Genomic DNA, 20,661 nt, shown 5'->3' with positions numbered 1-20,661 from the left:
CTTATTGTACTAATTTACACTTTCTTGCGACGATGTGATAATATTGTTTGGCGCCTCAAATCTCCCGCGACTCCACCGCGACGTCCCGCTCCATCGCCAGCAGAAATACCGTGGAAATGATCAGCCCCGCCCCGAGGTAGTCTACCAGAAGAAATGGTACGCCCAGCCAGCTTACGGACAGGAGCGCGGCGGAAAGCGGTTCGGCGGAGGTGAGGAGGCTTGCTTTCTGGCCGCCGATCAGTTTTACGCCGGTGAGGTAAGCGTAGAAGGGGATGAGGGTACCGAAAAGAACGACGAAGGCGGTGTAGGCGTAGGTATGCACGTCCCAGATCCCGTCGGTGTGCCAGGGGGCGCGTACGAGCGATATGCCGATACCGCCAATGAGCAGGCCCCAGCCGATGATGGTGGTTTCATGGTACCTTTTGAGCAGTGATTCCGGTTGGATGGTGTACATGGCCAGGCTCACAGCGGAGGCAAGGCCCCAGGCCAGCGCGGTGCCCGAAATGGCCAGTTCTCCCGGTTTTCCGTGTGTTACGAGCAGGAATGTGCCCAGCATGGCGACGGCTATGGCCACCAGGTTGAGCGGTCGCAATGGCCTTTTGAACTTGACAGCCAGGTAAACGGCGATGATAATGGGACTGGTAAATTGCAATATGGTAGCGGTAGCCGCATTGGAATGCTTGATGGCCGCGAAATAGGTGTACTGGACGGTAAGCATGCCCAGAATACCGAAGGATAACAAACGGATAGCGTCACGCTTGTCCCTCCAGGGGGCGAACGTATCCGAATTTTTTCTTGCCGCGCTGATGGCCACGAGGACTATCCCGGAAATGAGCATCCGTACCGACATCAGCCACTCGACGCTGATATGCTGTTGCTGAAATAAAAACTGACTGAATGTGCCCGATACACCCCACAAACTGGCGGCCATCAGCACCATAGCGATTCCCTTCCCCGCCTGATTCTGCATTTGACTTTGATCGAATTAAATTGTCACGCAAAATTAATTTTGGCCGGGCGTAATTTTTCCTCGATTTTGAGGGCAAATTTGCAATTTTGTTTCGTTGCGCTGACCTTATGATTACACTCGATTCCTTCGATATTTCCATTCTGGCGATCCTGCAAGCCGATAATACCACACCCCAGCGCGATATCGGGGAGCGGATCGGACTGTCGGCACCTGCCGTTCAGCGGCGTATCAAGCGGCTTCGTGAAACGGGTGTGATCAGGGCGGATATTTCGGTGCTCGACTCGGAAAAGCTAGGCCGGCCGATTACCATTTTCGCGGAGGTGAAGATGGAAGTGGAGAAGGTGGAAATTATCCGGCAAGCCAAAGCGATTTTCAGCAGTACTCCCCAGGTGCAGCAATGCTATTACGTAACGGGCGATGTGGATTTTATTCTGATACTGGTCGTTTACAGTATGAAAGAGTATGAAGAACTGACCCAGCAATTGTTTTTTGGAAATAACAATGTTAAAAGCTTTAAAACGAGTATCGTATTGGATATTGTAAAAGCCGGATTAAGTATTCCGATCAATAAGCCATAACTTTGGCGCACGTCATGGACAAAAGTGTATTAGCCATCATGTTTTCTATTCAGAATTTGCTTTCCCGATTCCGTAGCTCCCGCGCCGGTGAATCGATTGAACCTCAGTACTATTTATCCGTTTGCTGCATTGTAAAAGACGAGAATGATTACCTGTCCGAATGGCTGGATTATCACCGCAAAATAGGGGTCGAACATTTTTATATTTATGATAACGGCAGCAAGAGCCCGGTTAAAGATGTTATCGCTGCACTCGGTTATGACGAATGGGTAACGGTTACGCGCATTCTCGGGAAGAGTATGCAGGTGAAAGCGTATCAGCATTGCATTGATAACTTTGGTTATAATTCGAGATGGATCGGGTTCATTGATATGGACGAGTTTATCGTACCCAAAAACGAAAGTGCAAACCTGCCCCGGTTGCTTGAAAAGTATGAGAATTATGGCGGCCTTGGGCTGTCGTGGTTAATATTCGGGTCGAATAACCATATCGAAAAGCCTGCGGGAAGTCAATTGGAAAATTTTACCAGACGATCGGATGCCTCATTCCCGCCTAACCGCCATATTAAAAGTATTGTACAACCACGTTTTGTGCAGTCGGCATACAAATCCCATAATTTCAGATTCAAGCCCGGATATTTCTGCGTGAATGAGCATTTCGCGCCAATTGAAGGGGCGTTTACGGACGTAAGTGTCGACACGGTCCAGCTTAACCATTACTATTGCCGGTCGCTGGAAGAGTACCGCAAAAAAGTGGAGAGGGGCCTCGGCGATACGAAGCGACAACGCAAAATGGAGGAATTCCACTATCACGATAGCGAATCCAATGTGATAGAGGACACGACGATATTGAGGATTTTGGAAAAATTGAAAACGCCGCAAGGCAACTGAATCCGCCAAAGCAAAGCCCCGGGGCTTTGCTTTGGCAGATAACCACGGTTCTATTCGCGCGATGGTACGCCGCTGGTCTGTGTAGCCAGGTTCCGGTAGTTGCCGGTGGTACCAGTGTGGTTCTTGGTGTTCTTTGGCGCCGAGCCGCTGCCTTCCTTCACGGTTACGTCCGGTTCGGTGTGGTTTTTGCGGCGTATGGCAATGGCTTCTTTGGAAAACAGCATTGAGTTTTCGTCTTCGCGGTCGGAGTATCGTCCCACGTCGTTAGCGTTTTCATGGGTGGCGCCTCCCGGACGGTTGCTGCCGTCGTTTTCGCTGCTTTTCTGGGCTACCTGGTCGGTTGGATTGGCCTTACCCGACTGGTCAGTGCTTTTTTTCTCGCTTTCGGGGGCAGGTGTTTTCACGCCTTGTCCCGAAGCCTTCGTTGTTTTCGCCTTGTCGGTGGAGCTGGATGTACTTTGGGCAAATGCAGCCGTCGTTGCGCAGAACAATACCATCGCGGCGGTGATCACTATCTTTTTCATGCTTTCTATCAGTTAGTTGTTGATTTCTTACCATGAATATAGTTAAAAATTGTGCCAACGATTCCTCGGGATGGGTGTAGATTTTTGACAGTTCAGCGGGGTAGCGAAGCGGATTTATTTTTGAAAGTAGAACAAGGTTACAAACTGCTTTTGTGAGCTACGTGCACGTGCACATAATTTGGTTTGAGATGTAAAACCCGTAATTCAGGTTGGACGATGAAATTCCCGATATTTTCGACAATACTTGTCGGCTTACTCATTACAGGCGCCGGTGTGTGTACGGGGCTGCGTGCGCAAAGTTCCGGCGACAAGGCCGACAGCATCGCCGCGTCCCGAATTTTTATCCATACCGGTTTCGAGAATGCTTCGCCCATGAACTGGCGAATCGATTCGGCCGGCAGGGTGGTGGGCAGCCTGGTGTACGACCGCGAGCGCTTTTCGCGGAACAGGGCCGTGAACCACTTTCATTTCAGGGTGGAGGCAGCAACAGGTACGGAGGTGACCGTGATCCTGGAAAATTTTGACAATATCTGGAACAACCGGTTCGCCAGCGATCTTTCGGAACGTTCCCGGTTCGTATTGTCTTTTGACCAAAAAAAGTGGGAAAGTCGCCCGATAGAAGTATTGCCGGGTGGCGGCGCGCCGTCGGGTGGTGGTCCGTCGCGCGGTGGTGCCCAGGGCCGCAGGATGCTGTTCAAGTTCAGGATGGAGGCGCCATTTGCCTACATTGCCAGCGTGGAGCCCTACCGGATCAGCGACCTGGATATGATGCTGGCGAGAATCGGGAAGAACAAGCTCGCCGCTGTTACGACCATCGGTAAAACGTCGGAGGGCCGGTCGCTGGAAATCATCCGGATCGGGAGCGAAAATGCCCCTAAACGGCTCTTCCTGCGCGCGAGGGCGCATGCGTTCGAAGCGGGCGGGAACTGGACCGTGGAAGGACTGGTGCAAAAACTCCTCAGCAACGACGCGGATGCCCAACGCTATTTGAAGCGATACTGTGTTTACATTCTCCCCATGGCCAACAAGGACGGCGTCGCACGGGGCAAAACGCGGTTCAATGCCAACGGCTATGACCTGAACCGGAAGTGGGACAAGCCGGCTGACGAACGCATAGCGCCGGAGAACTACTATCTTGAACAATGGCTGCAACAGATGATCAAGGCGAACAAAAAGCCCGATCTCGCGCTCGATATCCACAATGATGCCGGCGGAAACCTGCATATCAGCCGCCCTGATGGCGATATTACCAGCTATTTGGCCAGTATGGACAAACTGGAATCGCTCCTGCGCAAGCATACCTGGTTTACGGAGGGCGCGACCAAGGCGAGTTTCAAAAATCCGGGGACATTGGGGGAGGGCTTCCTGACCCGGTTCGGTATTTATGCAGCGGTGTACGAGCTGAACTACGAGTGGATAAAAGGCCTGAATAAAGCCCCTCTTGCCGCCGACTGGATTTCACTCGGAAACAAGCTGCCGGAGGTGTTTTACCATTATTTCGAATAACCGCTGGACGGGCTGCACGGTTACCGGGCCTTATTGATAAATTTTACTTTGGATTTGATATCGGTCCGCAGCACGCTTTGCTGGCGGAAGCGGCGCAGGTAACGTTGGGCAATGCTGTCGAGCGCGGCGCTTCTTTCTTTGGTTTTCTTACCAAAAAAAGTGACCACTTTCGTCGGTTCCGTGATCGTTTGCCTGGTGTCGGTATCCTTCCAGCGGCCGTTGGCATCCCACTCGGTGTAGCCTTCGGGGAAATAGTTGCTGATGACGCTATCGCTAAAATTCTTCCATTGAGGCTCGCTGACCACGCCGCCGCCGGGAATGTCCCGGCCGAAATAGAGGTCGGTGCGCTGGTAGCTTGCACATGAAGAAAGGCACAGGCAGCCGATCACCGCCCATTTTCGCAGTTGTTCCAGGTTGATCATCGTTCAGGATTGAATGTATCCATAAACATACCATAAGTTATTACAAGCGAAAAGAGCTATCGAAGTAAAATGACAGACTGCTCGAACCGACCAATTCGTTACCTTTACAATCCTCCCGTCAGCACATCCCGTTCGAGTCATCAACTAAAATCAAATGGTCATGCAGAAAATCGTCCCGCATTTATGGTTTGATAAGGAAGCTGCCGAAGCGGCAGCGTTTTACGCTTCGGTATTTCCGGAATCACAGGTTAACAGCGTCACACGGATGGAAGATACGCCTTCCGGGGACGCAGATATGGTTATATTCGAGCTTTGGGGCCAGAAATTCATGGCGATCAGCGCCGGGCCGATATTCAAGCCCAATCCTTCCATTTCTTTCATGGTTAATTTCGACCCGCTGCTGTTTGGCGGTTCGGGAGACTCGGCGCGCGCGAAACTCGATGAGGTATGGAACAAGCTGGCCGAGGGCGGAAATGCGTTGATGCCCATCGATGAGTATCCGTTCAGCAAGCGGTATGGCTGGGTACAGGACAAATATGGTGTTTCCTGGCAGCTGATCCTTACCAACCCGGAGGGAGAACCACGACCGCCGATCATCACCTCGTTGCTTTTTGTGGGGGATCAGTGCGGCAAAGCGGAAGAGGCCATCAATTTTTACTGCTCTGTTTTTGAAAAATCCAGGCTGGGCTCACTGCATCGCTACCCCGAAGGACATGCGCCCGACAAGCCGGGTACGGTCATGTTTTCGGATTTCAAGCTGGAAGATTCGTGGTTCACGGCCATGGACAGTGCCCATCAGCATAAATTTGGCTTTAATGAAGGTATTTCGCTGGTAGTGAACTGCGAAGACCAGGAGGAACTCGATTATTTTACGCAAAAATTATCAGCAGTTCCCGAGGCAGAGCAATGCGGATGGGTCAAGGATAAATTCGGTGTTTCCTGGCAAATATCTCCGATCGAGCTGGAAGAAATGATGGTCAACGGCACCCGTGCGCAGCTCAACCGGGTCACCCAGGCATTGCTACCGATGAAAAGGCTTGACATCGCGGCATTGAAAAGCGCTTTTGAAGGAGTGTAAAGCATTAAATGCAGATCGGTGGCGCTGAAATGATCCGCCGCCGATCTGCAATAATATACCTTAACTTCCGACAGGAACGATAAACTCGAACGACGGCCCGATGGTATAGCCGGGTTTGCCGGGGAATGGCATGGCGCACAGTTTTTGGGCGGTCAGTTTGAGGTCGTACATGACGCCCACGGTATTGTCGAGCATTCCGGGCTGGCCGTTGAACGTCGTGTGAAGCCCCGAAAGCAACGAGTAATAGCTCGTATTGAACTCATTCATCCGGTTTAGCTCCTCACTGCCGGCAGGCAGCATGCTCGTTTTGGTGTTGGGAAACAACGGGAAAACATCGTCGGGTGAGAATGGGATTGTAGGCCCGGAGAATGAATAACCATTGGGCGCGGCGGGATCTTTTACCAGTCTTTTTCCCTTGTACAGCTCTTCAAACCGGTAGTAATGCGCGAGCTCGTCTTCCTGGTCGAGCGGGGAGGTCGAAGTCCCTTCGCCTTGCTCGATGATGATGTTAATCGCGTCGATCGCATTTTGCTTGGTGTAAATCGGAAAAAGCTCGTCGGCCGGGAAGAACGACGACGTAACCTGTTTGGCTTTGTCTCCCGGTAAGTCGTCTGGCGCCAGTTCTTCTATCTTTTGTTGAATGGCCTGGTAAAACTGGCCTATCGTGCTGTACGTAGGCATGGCAGCCAGGCTCACGGATTTGAAAACCAGCGGGTTCTCCGGCTCTTCAATCTCCATAAATACATTTTTGACAACATCTGTCGAATATTTTTCCAATCCGACGATGAGTCCATTGCCAATACCCATAGGCAACGGGCCGGGGTATTCGGGCACGAAATCGGCCTGGTCGATCACGGGGTTCCCTCCAAGGGCATTCAGGATATTCGCGGCAATGGTCATGTGCAGCATCTCCTCGATCACGATCGAGTGAATAATCTGCCGCTGCACGAGGTTGGAGCCGGGTTTCAGCGAAAACATCGCCGTGAGGTAAGGGGGGATGGTCGAATGTTCCAGTTCGACGGCGTTCTGAAGAAGCGGATAGAGCTCTTCCAGGGCATTGGCGCTCAATGCCTTCTCAATATATTTTGAATCTATTTGTAGCATGGTGAAGAAATTTTAAACCGTAAATCACAGATTTTCAAACAAATCGTTGGTAGCGGAGAAGCCCGGGAACGACCCGTTTTTCGCTTTCACGGCTTCCCGGTACCTGGTTTGTTTGTCGGTCAACGCCGTGCCGGGTGCCACCGGGTTGGCGGCCCTTACCTCCCTGGCATCGGACCTTACCACGCCTTTTGGAGCTATTTGCGGGTTATTGAGCCAGTTCAGGATGGTGTTGCGCTTGGTGGTCGACAAGTCGCGCGTTACCGGCATGTGCATCGTGTCGTTCATATCACGCGAGAATGCGAAAATCAGGATGTTCTTTTTCTCTGCAAGTGCCATAGGATCGGCGAGGTTCACGACATATTTGCTCATGATCGGGTAAAGATTGCTGTACTGGATCATCATCTCGGAAATGTCGTCCCAAACCGGCTGTGCTATCTCCTGGAAATAGTCGCGCAGGTGCACGACGACCTGTTCGGTACCAAATGCCTGATCGACGGTGGCCGTCTGGTAGGTAATGAAGTAGATCTGCCCGTCGATGTACACCCGCGGGCTGTAAATGGCATTGCCGGCCAGCAGCATCTGCGCTTTGCCTTTCGGATCGGTCGAAATCTGTCCGTTGAAGGTCAGGCCGTCCGCCGGAAAGTTATTGCCGTAAATTTCCGAGATCGGGTTTTGCGGGCTCACCGGCGTATCCGGGGTAGGTGGGTCGAGTGTCACGCTGATGCTGGCGTTCGGAAGCGGTTTCCCCCATTGGTAGGCATAAAAATCGATGTTCACCGATTGCCCATCGTCCAGTCGCTGGATGAAATTGTCGGCCCTGGCTACCAGTCCGTCGATCGCCTCCCGCGCGATAATCGCAAACTGTCCGGGCTGGCTTGTCGATGGCGTGATTAATATCAGCTGGTTATTGCTCAATGCCGATAATGTCGCATCGGGGAGGTTATTGAACGAAACGATCCCGCCCGTCTGATTCAGCCAGTTCGGGTCGGATTGATAACCCAGCGCCCCGATTTCGATAAAATCATTAGGATTAATGTAAAAAGTCGGTGTCTGGCGGCTTGCCACGCCGGTTTGCGGCACCTTGCTGACGGCCAGGCGTAAATCCTGGTTATAGTTAATGGTCCCGATAGAGTTAGCTACCGGAAAGCTCGCTCCAAAGTCGACGCTTACCCGTTTGGCATCGGGCTCCACCAGGAAATTGGAGGTGCTGAAATACGTACCACGTGCACTTGCGGTGTAGTTGATGCCGTACAACCTGCGTGCAGCCGCGAAGGTGAGCGGTTCTCCTTCGAAATACGGCCCGATGGAGCCGATGATCCTTCCCAATGAAAAACGGCCGTCGTTATGATTGTAATAATAGCCGAACGGGTTCATGTTAATAGCCAGGGTATTGTTCTGCGTGGTTGCGCGCAGTGCTTTCAGGAAAGCCGACTGCTCCGCGAGCGGGCCCCATTCGACATTGGTAATGACTGATGTCCAGCTGGCGCCCAATGGCTGTCCATTGCTCTTACCGCCGTCGAGCTGTCTCATCTGGAGGTCGCGGAACGAGGTGGTGGTAATATCACCCTTGAACAGCAAGTCGCCATTGGCGGCACAAATGCGAAGCTGGACGCACCATAATGCGGAAAACATCTGGGCATCGGGATCGAGGTCCACCATTTTACCCGTCGGACGCCCCTGGGCGCCTACCACGGCCTGGCCGATGATGATGTCGTCGGACTGGGAAGTCTGGGTGGTGCCGTCCGGAAGGAAAACCTGCTTTACCGCACAGTTCTGGAAGTCGAAAACCGCCCCTCCTTCGGGGTTCCACCAACCATTGGTGGCGCCTTTACCGGGCTCCTGGAAATTGGGTTTGAAAGTGGTGTTGTTGTAGTGGGCCGTGTCGTTATTGACCGTGCTGACGTCGGACAGGAAATCGCCCGTGAACACGAGCCTTGGCGCATGAAGATAGGACATGGTGTTTTAATTTATTGTGAGGATAAAATTCTTTAAGCGGCTGTGTTCCAGATAATGAAATGTTGCAGCCATGCTTCATTGTACTTTTTGTAGATCCAGAGCATCCTGCCTGTTTCCGAAGCTTTTTCGCCGGTTTGCTTGTCGGTGGTTGTCTGCTGGTAGATCGCCCATTCATAGGCAAGGTCTCCCCTGATCTCGATATCCTGCGATTCATAGGATATCTGAATGTAAAAAGCATCGAACCAGGAGCGCAGGAATTCTACACCGCCGGCTTTGGTGTTGATAACCGGCGAACCGGGCGCAATCACAGTGATGTCATCGGCGAGGATGGCGGTCATCATTTGCAGGTTGCCGGTGTTTTCAGCTTCCTGGACAATCAGCCGCAGTTTTTCAATTTGTTGTCTATCGTTGTCTCTGTTCATGGAGATGAAATTTGTTTGAAGGAGGAAGCGACCGTAGCGTTATTTTTTACTTACTAATTCGATTTGTTTGTAGAATTAGTTATTAAACGGTTGCAATGCATACTGCCGAAGCGGTTTTTTCTGCATGCTATCATGTCCGTTTTGGTACGTTTAGCGTTCGAAAGCGGACATTTTCTTTTGGGATAATCAATAAAAAGGGGCCGGATGTTTCCCATGCGGGTTTACTGAAAACTGGCATGCCATTAGTGGGTCGCGAAGCGAATCAAAACTTCGCGCCCGGTCATGATCAAAAACCACTTAACCATCGCTTTCAGGAGCTTTTTCAACGGAAAAGGCTACACGGTCATCAATGTAACGGGCCTCGCCGTAGGCATGGCCTGTGCGATACTGATCTTTATGGTCGTGCGGCATGAGACAAGCTACGACTTGTCGCAATCGAAGCTGGCCCGGATCTACCGGGTTGAAACCGAGAATATCAAGGAAAATCATACTTATCCGGGCACTTACACCGGCATGGCCAACGCGCTGCGCACCGATTTGCCCGAAGCAGAGACCATCGCACCGCTCATGCAAACCGGCGGGCGGACGCTGGCGGCAGGCGATCCTGCCGCAGGATCGCCTGCCGCAGGATCGCCTGCCGCAGTCGACAAGAAGTTTAGGGAGTCGTTCGTGTTTGCCGACAACGGGATCTTCCGGACGCTCGATTATACCTGGCTAGCCGGAGACCCGCGCCGTGCATTGGATCAGCCGGGTACCATTGTCCTCACGCGGGCCTACGCGAACAAGTATTTCGGCACGGTGGACGTTCTCGGCAAAACCATCCGGCTGGACAACAAGCAGGACCTGACCGTAACCGGCGTCGTGGAAGATTACCCGGTTACTACCAGCTTCCCGTTCAATATGCTGGTGTCTTTCGCGACGGTGAAGCAGATGAACCCCGGCTTTGAAGACAACAAATGGAATGGCTGGAATGACAACTTCCAGGTATTTGTATTATTGAAAAAAGGCGTCGACGCTTCGAAACTGGCAGGACGTTTCGAAGCTGTGGTAGTGAAACACATGGGTAAAGAAGCCTTGCCCGACAAACGTTTCAAACTCAGTCATTTGTCCGAAATCCATTATACAGGCAACCTGGGGGGCAGGAGCGCCAATGTAGGATTGCTGAAAACGCTTGCGGCGATCGGTACCCTCGTGCTCCTCATCGCTTGCTTCAACTTCATCAACCTGAGCACCGCGCGTGCATTCAAGCGCGCGAAGGAAGTGGGGATTCGCAAAGCAATAGGGAGCGACCGGAAATCGCTGATCTACCAGTTCCTGACCGAAGCGGGGCTCATTACTTTTTTCGCGGGCGTAGTTGCTCTTATATTAGGTGTGCTGCTGTTGCCGGTTTTCGCGGCTGCGCTGGCTATTCCACTGACGTTGAATGACCTGTTTGCACCGCAAACTGCGTTGTTTTTCAGTGTTTTGCTGATGGTAACGACATTGCTGGCGGGAATTTATCCGGCATTGCGGTTGTCGGGCATGGCACCTATTTGGGCACTCAAAAACAACGCCGTATTCCGTGCCGGACAGTGGTTTTCCATGCGCGAAGGACTTGTGGTGGCGCAATTCACCGTTTCACTCGTGCTCATTTGCTGCGCGATGCTGATAGACCGGCAACTGGATTTCTTCCGTAATGCGGATCTCGGCTTCAATAAATCGGCCATTGTCACCGTGGGCCTTCCCGACAATAAACCCGAAAAGCTGCAAACGCTTCGCAACCAGCTGATCCGTTCCGCGCAAATCAAGGATGTGAGTTTTTCGTTCAATAGCGCTTCCGCCGAAAGTAACTGGATGCAGGCGATGGAGTACCGCCAGGGGCCAAAGGTGGTTCAGGTCAAAACCCAGATGAAAATGGGCGACTCGTATTACTTCGATACCTACGGTATTCAACTGCTGGCCGGGGAGCCGCTGAAAGACAGCGATACGACCGATTTCAGGATTATTGTCAATGAAATATTCCTGGGCCACATCGGGATTTCCGATCCCCGGGCAGCCCTCGGACAAAGGGTGTATTACGGCGACGGCAACGAGTTTGCCACAATCGTCGGCGTTGCCCGTAACTTTCACGTCAACTCGCTGCACCAGAAGATCGACCCGACGATGATGCAGGTTGTGCCCAACAATTTTTATCAGGCGGGTATCAAGCTGCAAAGCGAAAACGCAGCTTCTATTCAAACCGCATTGGCTGATATTGAAAAAGCCTGGACCGAAGCATTCCCGGACCAGGTTTTTGAATACAGTTTTCTGGACGAAACGTTGGCGCAAGCCTACCAATCCGAAACGCGCACCGCCAGGCTCATCGAAGCAGCCACTATTTTGGCGGTACTGATCGCCGGCATGGGGCTCTTCGGTCTTGCCACCTTCACCGCCGAGCAGCGGACCAAGGAAATAGGGGTAAGGAAAGTCCTCGGCGCCTCTGTGAGCAGCGTAGTCGCATTGCTCTCCCGCGATTTTCTGAAACCAGTCTTTTTGGCGATCGTTATCGCTTCGCCCATTGCCTGGTACCTGATGAACCAGTGGTTGCAGAATTTCGAGTTCAAGATATCCATATCCTGGTGGCTTTTCGCTGCCGCCGGATTGCTCATGACCGTCATCGCGCTACTCACTGTAAGCTTCCAGAGCGTACGGGCTGCGATGGTGAACCCTGTACGGAGTTTGCGAAGTGAATAGGGGGGCGAAATATCCTGATACACGAGCCTGCAGGCAGGCGAGGGCTACTCCATATAAGCCGCTACCCATTTGGCTTTGATGTTCGCCCGCGCTTCGATGAATTCGACGTCGGTGCCCTGTGCGATGGCGTCGAGGGGGAAACGCAATGGGCGTTGGCCTGCTGGCATTTGGATCAGTTTGAGCACACCGTCGGCGATGGTTTGCGGGTTCATGTCAAAAGCGGCCATTTTACCAAAAAGGCCCTGGCCAAGCGCATTGAACTGTTCCGATGCCAGCGGATCGTACTGCTGGGCGATCACCGGTTTGTCGCCGTGGATGCCGGCTTTGGCACCCGTATTCATTTCGGTCGGGTATACGCCGGGCTGTATCGACACATTATCGATTCCAAACTGTTTCAATTCATCCTGCAAGCCCTCGGTAATGCTCTCCACGCCAAACTTGGAAGCCAGGTACGGCACCATAAAGGGAAGGGTATGGCCGCTGGCGCCGGAGGTTATATTGATGATCAATCCGCTTTTTGCCGCACGCATGGCCGGCAGCACGGCCTGGTAGGTCCTGACCACGCCGTAAAAATTGATTTCGAACATTTCACGGATCCGGTCCACACTATATGATTCGAATACCCCGAAGCCGCTCACCGCGGCATTATTCACGAGTACATCGATCTTGCCGTGGCGCGCCAGGACTTGCTCAAAGGCGTTGTTCACCGAAGTATCGTCTGTCAGGTCTATTTCTACCACCTCGATGTTGGGAATGGCGCCCAACTCTTCTGCCACCGCGCGGTTTTTATTCCCGATGTTCCGCATTCCTGCTATGACGGTAAGGCCTGCATTGGCCAATGTGATTGCTGTGAGTTTACCAAAACCGGTGCTGGTTCCGGTAATAAAAACTGTCTTGTTCATCGTCTTAAATGTTAAAGTTGACGATGCAAAGTTGCAAGCCGGAAGGGGCGGTCTCCATTGACATTTATTGGAAAAAATACCAATCAAATGTCAATGGAAATGATAAAACGGCTATTTGCCGGCGTTGCTCCGCCTGATCCGCGTCAGTGTTTCGGGCGTTATGCCGATGTAGGATGCGATCATATGCTGCGGCACACGGTTGGCGATTTGCGGGTACTGATTGAGAAATTTCTGGTATTTCTCTTCGGCCGAAAGGCTGATGCCGGCATGGATGCGGTCCTGCGATACGATGAAGCTTTTATGCAAAATGGCGTTGACCAGATCGTTCAGTTGGGGAATATTCCGACAAAGCAGATCGAAATTCTCTTTGGTGATCAACACGACATCCGTGTCTTCGATCGCTTCAATATTGAACCTCGAGGGATTACCCGTCATCAGGCTTTCCCGGTCGCCACACCAGTAGTTCTCCGGAGAAAAGTTCAGGATATGCTCGTTGCCTTTGTTATCGATAGAATAAGTCCTCATAAAGCCGTGGCCCACAAATGCATTGTATTTCCAGGTATCCCCTTCCTGTAACAGCAACTGCCGTTTGCGGATTTTCTTTTGAATGGCTACCTGTTTGATTTGTGCGATCTCGTCGGCCGAAAGCGTGATTTTATCGGTAAGGTATTGAATGAATTGGTCAATTGTAGTGCCTGGGTTCATACTCAGTTTATCAAACGGATGGATGCGTATCCATATAAAAAAAATGACGGAATGAAGGTTCACTCCGTCATGACATACTGCTATGAAATTATTCTGCAATCCTGATATTCTTCATCTTTACGGGCAGCCATACCTGCATCGGTCCGCGACCGCGGTTTGCCCAGGTGTAGTACGGAATCGCGGTCACGGTCTGTGGCTCCGGCTTTACGTTCAGGCCGTCGGGGGTCGGTTTTAATACCTGCAGGTTGGCCCTGATCGAGACGACGGATTCGTTCAGAATCTGGCTGTTCCGGATATTGAACGAGGGGTTTTCGGGCACGAGCAGGTTCCATACCTCGCCCGCATTGTCGGCGCCTTCCACACAGTAGACGATCGGGCCGCGTTGGAGGGCGATCCGGTCGGCATCGGCCTTCACTTCATTGCGGGCCCTGATTTGCCGTACTTCCATGGGCAGTTTCAGTTCGATTTCGTCGCCATTCTGCCAGGTGCGGTCGATCACCGCATAACCTTTGTCCGTTTGATAATTGACGGGCTTGCCATTCAGCCATATTTCGACTTTGCTGCTACCGGCTGCCGCAAAATTGTATAGTCCGCCCGGAACGGCGGTTTCGGTTGCCCAGCCCGGAATGCGGATGTTCAATGCATATTTTACTTTCTGTGCGGGCGAGACCCTGATCTTCACTTGACCGTTCCACGGATAGTTGGTGTCCATTTGAAGGGGTACTGCCGTTTTTCCGAACTGAAAAGTAGTATTGCTGCCCACGAAGAGGTTCACCCAAATCTTTCCATCGGATTTACCATAAATATAATCTCCGACAGACGCGACCAGCCTTGCGATATTCGAAGGGCAGCAAGCCGTTCCGAACCAGGCGCTCCGTGCATTGGTACCTACCGAAGAAAGCGGGTTTCCGTAAAAGAAAGTATCGCCATTCAGGCTGAGGCCGTCCAGCGCGCCGTTGTACAGGCTGCGTTCGAGGACGTCGATGTACTTGGCGTCGCCTGTGAGCGCGTTCATGCGCTGGTTCCAGAACACCATTCCTACCGATGCGCAAGTTTCGCTGTATGCGGCCCCGTTGGGGAGGTCGTAATCATCCGTGAAACCTTCGTTGTGGCCGGAAGAGCCTATACCACCCGTCAGGTACATGTTCCGGTAAACGACATCTTCCCACACGGCGGTCATGGCATTCATATAACCCGGGTCCTGCGTGACGGACGCTACGTCGGCCGCGCCCGTGTACTGGTACATGGCACGCACGGCGTGGCCCGTGATTTCTTTCTGCTGCTTCACCGGCACATCGTCCTGGCAATATTTGGGATCCTTCCATTCGTCCCAGATCTTCCCTTTTCCATGGCCGTGGCCCCGCTGATCGAGGAACCAGTCGGCGAGTTTCAGGTAGCGGTCTTCCTTGGTGAGGTGATACAACTTCATGAGCGCGAGCTCGATTTCCTGGTGACCGGATACCCACGGCCGGTTGGCCACACGGAATGTCGAATCGATGTGGTCGGCGAAGCGAATGGCTACATCGAGGAGTTTACGTTTGCCGGTGGTGTTGTAGTAAGCCACCGCCGCCTCTATTAAATGCCCCGCACAGTAGTCCTCGTGCTTTTCCATGTCGGTCCAGCGCTGTTTGAGGTCGGTTAAGGTGTAATAGGTATTCAAATAGCCATCCGGAAGCTGGGCTGCTGCGATCTTGTCGATCCATTCATCCGCTTTACGTTCCAGCGCGGCATCGGGGCGGTTTTTGAGTGAATAGGCCATGGCTTCGATGGCTTTGTACACATCACTGTCGTCGTAATAAATGCCTTCGTGCTTTTCACCCTGCCTGCGTGCCGCTTTCTCGAAATTCCGGATCCGGCCCGATTTTTCTTCGGTTTGGATAATGCACGCATTCAGCGTGGCCGTGGCCACTTTTTCCTGTTTGGGTTTCCAGAACTGGTCGGTAATGTTGACCTCGGAGAACTTCACCGGCTGAATGCGCTGCTGGGCGTGTGCAGGGTTTGGAAATGCCTGAATACACCAGACAAGCGCTGCGCCGACATATATTTTAATAGCTGACTGCATTTCGAAATTCGTTTTGAATGATAATCCTATTTTTTCTTGTGGATCACCGGAAATTGGGCAATCCGGAGATTGGTACATCCGTAAGGGATCAGCACGATGTCTTCTTCCTCGTCTTCGGTTTCCAGCTGATACGTCATACTGTACGGAATCGGGCCGGCCATTTCGTTGTATAAGCCCCACGACGGAATGCGGCGGGCCTTCGTTTTGATCTGCAACGGCGCATTTTCGGGGTTCCATGGATAGTTTGAAACCGGTTTCGCTACTTCCCATTTGTACTGTTCTTCCAGTTTGCTGTCGGGCGTGAGGATCAATCCGTAGTTCCAGGGCGTGGTGGGCCGCACTTCCGTATAGCTGGCGCCGTAGTCGATCGGATCTTTATCATTTTTCACCAGTTTGGAGGTTTCGCCCACTTTCAATGCATACGTAAGCGGTCCGCGCTCCACGGAAATGGAGTTTTCTACCCAGGTGTTTTTGAAAATATGCATAGGCAATGTCAGCTCCACCACATCGCCTTTTTCCCATTCACGGGTCAGTTTCACGATCTGGTTGCCATCCGGTTCGAGCCAGAGTTTGCCATTTACTTTGATAACTCCCTTCTTACACCACGCCGGAATGCGCATATGGAACGGGAATACCGCTTTGGCAGAAGGATTAACCGTGAATCTGATGGTTTCCTCAAAAGGATAGGAGGTTTCTTCCTTCACACCCACGCCAATGCCGCCCGGCAGTTTGATACTCGCTTCGCTGGCTGAATAGGCCAGGGCCGCAATGCCCTTGTCGGCGGTCGCGTACCAGAGATTTTGTACAAATTTTGGCCAGCCCTGGTGCATATTGGACGTACAACACGGATAACCCGTAAGCAGCCCCATGCACACGTCGGTGCCGCCGTGGTTCACGTCGAAGTTGCGCTGGTGTCGGGTCATCATCACCTGGTTGGCCTGCTGGAAATACTGGCGGGTCATAAAATCGTCGGAAGCCTGCGTCGGTAATGCATTGAATGCCACTTTTTCGAGCATATCGGCATAGCCCACATCGCCGGTGATTTCGAGGATGCTTTCGAGGGAAAACATCATTTCCACGGCCGAGCAGAGTTCGGAACCCTGGGTAGGATCGTTGCCGTGCAGCGCCTCGTCGCCGCCGTACAGACCATGGGCGAGGCCGTTGAACTTACGAAGATCGGCGAAACCCTTTTGGGTAGCGTCCAGGTATTTCTGTTCGGGATGATGCTGGAAATAGACCAGCGGCGCCTTGATACCCTGCGCGAGATTGACGCAATGAATGCTGCCGCGCGTCGAAAGCAGGTCGGTATTCAGGAATGCATTGGTATAGTCGAAGGTTTGAAGGTGAATGAGGTTCCCCAGGTCGAGCAGGAACTTGTCGCCGGTGATGTTGTAGAGCCAGTACACCACCGCGAGGTTATCCGCACCACGGTACCGCGCCCAGAATGTCCAGTTATCCAGCGGTTTCGAAGGGAGTTCTTTGAGCTGGTATTTGAAATAGTTGGTCATTAAAGTAATAACCCGCTGGTCGCCGGTGGCGGAATAGTATTGTTTCAAAATTTTCAATACCACCATTTTGGGCCACCAGTCGCGGCTGTTGTCACGCTGCACGCCGGGTTCATGGCCATAATCTTTGGACGGCCCGAAATACCCGTCGGGCTGCTGGCTCGCAATGGCCCATTCCACCCAGGGTTTGGTTTTGGCGATGAGTTCTTTGTCGTCGAGGATGTAGGCGAGCGGGAGCAGGCCGTCTATCCAGTACGGGCCGCGTTCCCATTGGTCGCCGTCGCCGCCCAGCCAGCCGTTGCGCTTGCCCATCACGAGTGGGTAAAGTTCGTCGAGCTTGCCGGTGGACCCGTTTTTCTGGCGAACGAGCATTTCTTTGAGCCAGCCTTGCGGTTTAATGGCGCCCAGTGGCAGCTCGCTGTACGGATTTGACCTTAGCGGGGCTTTGCCGGGGGTGTAACTAATTTCTTTTCCTGGTTGTGCGTGGGCTTGCAGGGTAATGAGCAAGGCAGTTGAGAACAGGAGTTTTTTCATTGGTCGGTTTTAGTTGGGTATTGTCAGGTGTTGTCAAGTATGGTCAGGGGTTGTTTTGGGTTCTTAAATCTTTGGAAGTGGCTAGTGCGATGACGCGGCCCTGGTCGCCTACGGCATTGTAAAAATGGTATACCACGCCGTTCCATTTGATCACCCAGGGCTTGTGGGCATAGGTTTTATCGTACGGTTCGGTGGGGGAAATGAGGTCGGGGCCGGTCCAGTCTGTCCAGTTTTGGAGATCGTAGGAGCAGGCGAAGCGTTCGAAAGCGCCCGGTTTCCAGAATGCCCCGAAATAGAACATCACGTACACATCCCCGATTTTTGCTATTTGGGCGTCGCCGCAAATGCCGGTGTTGCGGGTGATCAGCGGCTGGTCGCCGGTACGTTTCCAGTGCTTCATATCGTCGGACACGGCCATGGCGATGCTTTCGAAACCGTTGCCCTTGTCGTCGCCCTTTTCGCCTTTGGCATTATAATACATCACAAACGGGTGGCCGGTAATGCGGGATTTATCGCGGATGACGAGGCTTTTGTAGATCGTTTTATCGTCGTACCAGCGTACGTCCTTGTCAACTGCCGACAATACGGGCTGCGGGAACCGGTCCACCTCACTGGCCCGGGTCAGGTCCGACGTGGAAGCTATGCCGATGCCGAGCCTGCCTGCCTCGTACCCCTTTTCGGAGCCGCCGAGGTAGGAGAGCCAGTATTTGTTTTCAAACTTTTCGGCTTCATAGCTGCCGCCCCATTCGGTGTCGACCAATGCCACGTAGCCTGCTTTTTGCGTGGCGTCCCAGGTATTTTCGGTGAACGACATGATCCTGCCCAGCGAGGTCCATTGCAGCAGGTTATCACTTTTGGAAAGCCAGGTTTCATAGCCTTTGCCGTCAAAAATGATGTAGGTCATGTACCAAATGCCGCCTTGTCGGAACACCGTCGGGCTGTCAACCATCCGCCCTTTGTTGGGTTGCAGGATCACCACGCCGTATTTGTAAGGGGTTTTCACTTCTTCAAAGATGTTCTGCATAACCTGTTGCGGGACTTTGGTCCCGCCGTCGGAGCGGCCGTCGCCCGATTGCGCAACAACCGCTCTGCCGGCCAAACCAAAGCCCGCTGTCCAAAGCAATACACATCCAATCAGCACTTTCTTCATATCCACTAGTTGTAATCCGGGTTTTGTTTGAGTTTAGGATTGGAGTTAATGGCGATCTGCGGGATCGGGAACACGGCCCTGAAAGCGCCGGTGGGCTTGTGCGAGAGCCAGCTCCTGGTGGTATAAACCCCGAAACGGATCATGTCGCGGCGGCGGAAGCCTTCCCATGCAAATTCCCAGCCCAGCTCGTCGAGCATCCTGCCGTACTGTACGGCCGTCGCATTGCCGGGGTCCACTACTTTGTAATTCTCGACATAACCATATTGATATGCGCTGCTCTTTTGCAGGTCGGCGCCGGTAACCGTTGCTTTGGAGGGTTTGGCCGCGAATGCCCGTGTGCGCACCTGCGATACCACCGTGGCAGCATCGTTGGCTTTGCCAGTCCGCAAGAGGCATTCCGCTTTCATCATCAGTACCTGAGCGTAGCGGAACACCGGAAAATCGTTGCCCAGGCTTCCCTGCGCCTGCGTTTTTACTTCGAATTTATTCATCCGGTATCCCTCCGCTTCGCCGGTGTACAGGCCGTCGGGCAGTTCGTTGGTGAGCACCACATTCTTGCCGGCCTGGTCATACGAGCCTTTCAGCGGCGTTACGCCGTCTGCCGCAAACTGCGGACCGATCATCCACGTCGCTTTCAGGCGCTGGTCGTCGGCGTCGTAGGTATTGATGAACTGCGGCACTCCTTTTGCCGAACCGGCACCCCAGGGCGTCGCCAGCATATTGACCTTGTTTTTCAGCGAGGCATGCCACGAAAACATGTGCGCGCTGAACCCGCCGGCCAGGTTTTCTTCAAAAGGGATTGCAAACACGATCTCTGGCGAATTTTGGTTTTCGGTAACAAAAGGCGCGGCGAGGCTGGTTTCTAACTGGTATTTCCCCGAAGCGATCACGTCGTTGCATTGTGCGAGGCATTCCTCCCATTTGGTTTCGCCCGAATAAATTCCGGCATTGAGGTACACGTTCGCGAGCAGCGTTTTAGCCGCCCATTTATTGAACCGTGCGTACAGCAGCGTGTTCCGGTCTTCGCTCAGGTTCGGGATTGATTCGGTTAATTCCTTGACGATGAATTGGTAAATACCCTTTCTTCCGGTTTTTTCGGGCAGCGCGTCGGAGCGGTCGGTAATGAGGGGTGCGTCACCGAAATTGTCGCAAATGAGCCAGTAAAAGAACGCCCGCACTGTCCGTATTTCGGAGATTAACGCCTCTTTGGTAACACCGGACGGAATGGTGATCTTGTCGTTCGATAGCTGGTCGATGAGCCGGTTCGCATTGATCACCCCCGAATAGAAGGTATTCCACATGCTGCTGATCTGCGGATTTTCCGAGTTCCATGTGTGCAGGTGCATGCGCTTGTAAATCCCGCCGTCATCCCAGCCCGAGGCATTGGCGGGCATCACGATGCCGTCGGCGGTCGATTCCTGGGCCATGTACCAGTGCGTGTGCGAAATCAGGTTCCGCATATTGGCATAGCCGATGCTCATGGCCTGGTAGGCATTGGAATAGTTGTAGGTATCTTCCGTCACTTCGGAATAGATCTTTTCGGTCAGGTCATTGTTGCAGCCGCTCGCGGCGATCATCAGCAAAAGCGCTGTTCCTGTATATGGTTTCAATGGCTTCATCTTGGATAGTCTTTTGGAAATT

At 52.7% G+C, this 20,661-nt stretch carries 17 protein-coding genes; 5 read left to right on the top strand and 12 right to left on the bottom strand.

The window, feature by feature from the left end; translation table 11 throughout:
- Window positions 1-55: 55 nt before the first annotated feature.
- Window positions 56-970, bottom strand: a complete 915-nt coding sequence (locus tag J7619_RS30605; RefSeq protein ID WP_291208233.1) for a DMT family transporter — start codon at window positions 968-970, stop codon at window positions 56-58.
- A 107-nt stretch (window positions 971-1,077) separates the two neighbouring features.
- Between J7619_RS30605 and J7619_RS30600 the strand changes: the two genes are divergently transcribed.
- Both J7619_RS30600 and J7619_RS30595 read left to right on the top strand, forming a co-directional pair.
- Window positions 1,078-1,548, top strand: a complete 471-nt coding sequence (locus J7619_RS30600; RefSeq protein ID WP_291208231.1) for an Lrp/AsnC family transcriptional regulator — start codon at window positions 1,078-1,080, stop codon at window positions 1,546-1,548.
- A gap of 14 nt (window positions 1,549-1,562) precedes the next feature.
- Window positions 1,563-2,438 (top strand): glycosyltransferase family 2 protein, encoded by an 876-nt coding sequence (locus tag J7619_RS30595; protein ID WP_291208229.1) that lies wholly within the window; start codon window positions 1,563-1,565, stop codon window positions 2,436-2,438.
- A 50-nt stretch (window positions 2,439-2,488) separates the two neighbouring features.
- On the opposite strand, the gene J7619_RS30590 is transcribed toward J7619_RS30595, so the two are convergent.
- Window positions 2,489-2,962 carry a hypothetical protein gene (locus J7619_RS30590; protein ID WP_291208227.1) on the bottom strand — a complete coding sequence of 158 codons (474 nt, stop codon included), beginning with the start codon at window positions 2,960-2,962 and terminating at the stop codon, window positions 2,489-2,491.
- A gap of 216 nt (window positions 2,963-3,178) precedes the next feature.
- On the opposite strand from J7619_RS30590, the gene J7619_RS30585 reads away from it, so the two are divergent.
- Window positions 3,179-4,468 carry a M14 family zinc carboxypeptidase gene (locus J7619_RS30585; protein ID WP_291208225.1) on the top strand — a complete coding sequence of 430 codons (1,290 nt, stop codon included), beginning with the start codon at window positions 3,179-3,181 and terminating at the stop codon, window positions 4,466-4,468.
- Between the two features lie 20 nt (window positions 4,469-4,488).
- Here the strand turns inward: J7619_RS30585 and J7619_RS30580 are convergent, their stop codons facing one another.
- Entirely contained in the window at window positions 4,489-4,890 is a 402-nt protein-coding gene (locus tag J7619_RS30580; protein ID WP_291208223.1) for a DUF3574 domain-containing protein, read from the bottom strand.
- Window positions 4,891-5,050: 160 nt separating this feature from the next.
- Here J7619_RS30580 and J7619_RS30575 point away from each other — a divergent pair, with 160 nt between their 5' ends.
- On the top strand, window positions 5,051-5,968 hold the full coding sequence (locus tag J7619_RS30575) for a VOC family protein (RefSeq protein ID WP_291208221.1): 918 nt from the start codon (window positions 5,051-5,053) through the stop codon (window positions 5,966-5,968).
- Window positions 5,969-6,028: 60 nt separating this feature from the next.
- Here the strand turns inward: J7619_RS30575 and J7619_RS30570 are convergent, their stop codons facing one another.
- From J7619_RS30570 to J7619_RS30560, 3 genes are read right to left on the bottom strand one after another with little or no spacing between them, the layout of a single operon-like run.
- Window positions 6,029-7,072 (bottom strand): ferritin-like protein, encoded by a 1,044-nt coding sequence (locus J7619_RS30570; protein WP_291208220.1) that lies wholly within the window; start codon window positions 7,070-7,072, stop codon window positions 6,029-6,031.
- Window positions 7,073-7,096: 24 nt separating this feature from the next.
- A complete protein-coding gene (locus tag J7619_RS30565; protein ID WP_291208219.1) occupies window positions 7,097-9,028 on the bottom strand; it encodes a hypothetical protein in 1,932 nt (643 codons plus the stop codon).
- A 32-nt stretch (window positions 9,029-9,060) separates the two neighbouring features.
- Window positions 9,061-9,450, bottom strand: a complete 390-nt coding sequence (locus J7619_RS30560; RefSeq protein ID WP_291208217.1) for a nuclear transport factor 2 family protein — start codon at window positions 9,448-9,450, stop codon at window positions 9,061-9,063.
- A gap of 282 nt (window positions 9,451-9,732) precedes the next feature.
- Between J7619_RS30560 and J7619_RS30555 the strand changes: the two genes are divergently transcribed.
- On the top strand, window positions 9,733-12,162 hold the full coding sequence (locus tag J7619_RS30555; protein WP_291208215.1) for an ABC transporter permease: 2,430 nt from the start codon (window positions 9,733-9,735) through the stop codon (window positions 12,160-12,162).
- Between the two features lie 44 nt (window positions 12,163-12,206).
- Here the strand turns inward: J7619_RS30555 and J7619_RS30550 are convergent, their stop codons facing one another.
- The 6 genes from J7619_RS30550 to J7619_RS30525 all read right to left on the bottom strand — a co-directional run bounded on the left by J7619_RS30550 (window position 12,207) and on the right by J7619_RS30525 (window position 20,639).
- The gene (locus J7619_RS30550) at window positions 12,207-13,064 is read right to left on the bottom strand and encodes an SDR family oxidoreductase (protein ID WP_291208213.1); all 858 of its coding nucleotides are present in this window, start codon (window positions 13,062-13,064) and stop codon (window positions 12,207-12,209) included.
- Window positions 13,065-13,175: 111 nt separating this feature from the next.
- Complete coding sequence (locus J7619_RS30545) at window positions 13,176-13,769, bottom strand: Crp/Fnr family transcriptional regulator (protein ID WP_291208211.1); 594 nt, start codon at window positions 13,767-13,769, stop codon at window positions 13,176-13,178.
- A gap of 88 nt (window positions 13,770-13,857) precedes the next feature.
- On the bottom strand, window positions 13,858-15,831 hold the full coding sequence (locus J7619_RS30540) for a glycoside hydrolase family 127 protein (RefSeq protein WP_291208208.1): 1,974 nt from the start codon (window positions 15,829-15,831) through the stop codon (window positions 13,858-13,860).
- A 26-nt stretch (window positions 15,832-15,857) separates the two neighbouring features.
- The gene (locus J7619_RS30535; protein ID WP_291208206.1) at window positions 15,858-17,870 is read right to left on the bottom strand and encodes a beta-L-arabinofuranosidase domain-containing protein; all 2,013 of its coding nucleotides are present in this window, start codon (window positions 17,868-17,870) and stop codon (window positions 15,858-15,860) included.
- A 43-nt stretch (window positions 17,871-17,913) separates the two neighbouring features.
- On the bottom strand, window positions 17,914-19,020 hold the full coding sequence (locus tag J7619_RS30530; RefSeq protein WP_291208204.1) for a glycosylase: 1,107 nt from the start codon (window positions 19,018-19,020) through the stop codon (window positions 17,914-17,916).
- A gap of 5 nt (window positions 19,021-19,025) precedes the next feature.
- Window positions 19,026-20,639 (bottom strand): RagB/SusD family nutrient uptake outer membrane protein, encoded by a 1,614-nt coding sequence (locus J7619_RS30525; RefSeq protein ID WP_291208202.1) that lies wholly within the window; start codon window positions 20,637-20,639, stop codon window positions 19,026-19,028.
- Between the last annotated feature and the right edge of the window lie 22 nt (window positions 20,640-20,661).

This window comes from Dyadobacter sp. (assembly GCF_017744695.1).
Classification (GTDB): domain Bacteria; phylum Bacteroidota; class Bacteroidia; order Cytophagales; family Spirosomataceae; genus Dyadobacter.
This window is presented reverse-complemented; position numbering and strand designations above follow the sequence as displayed.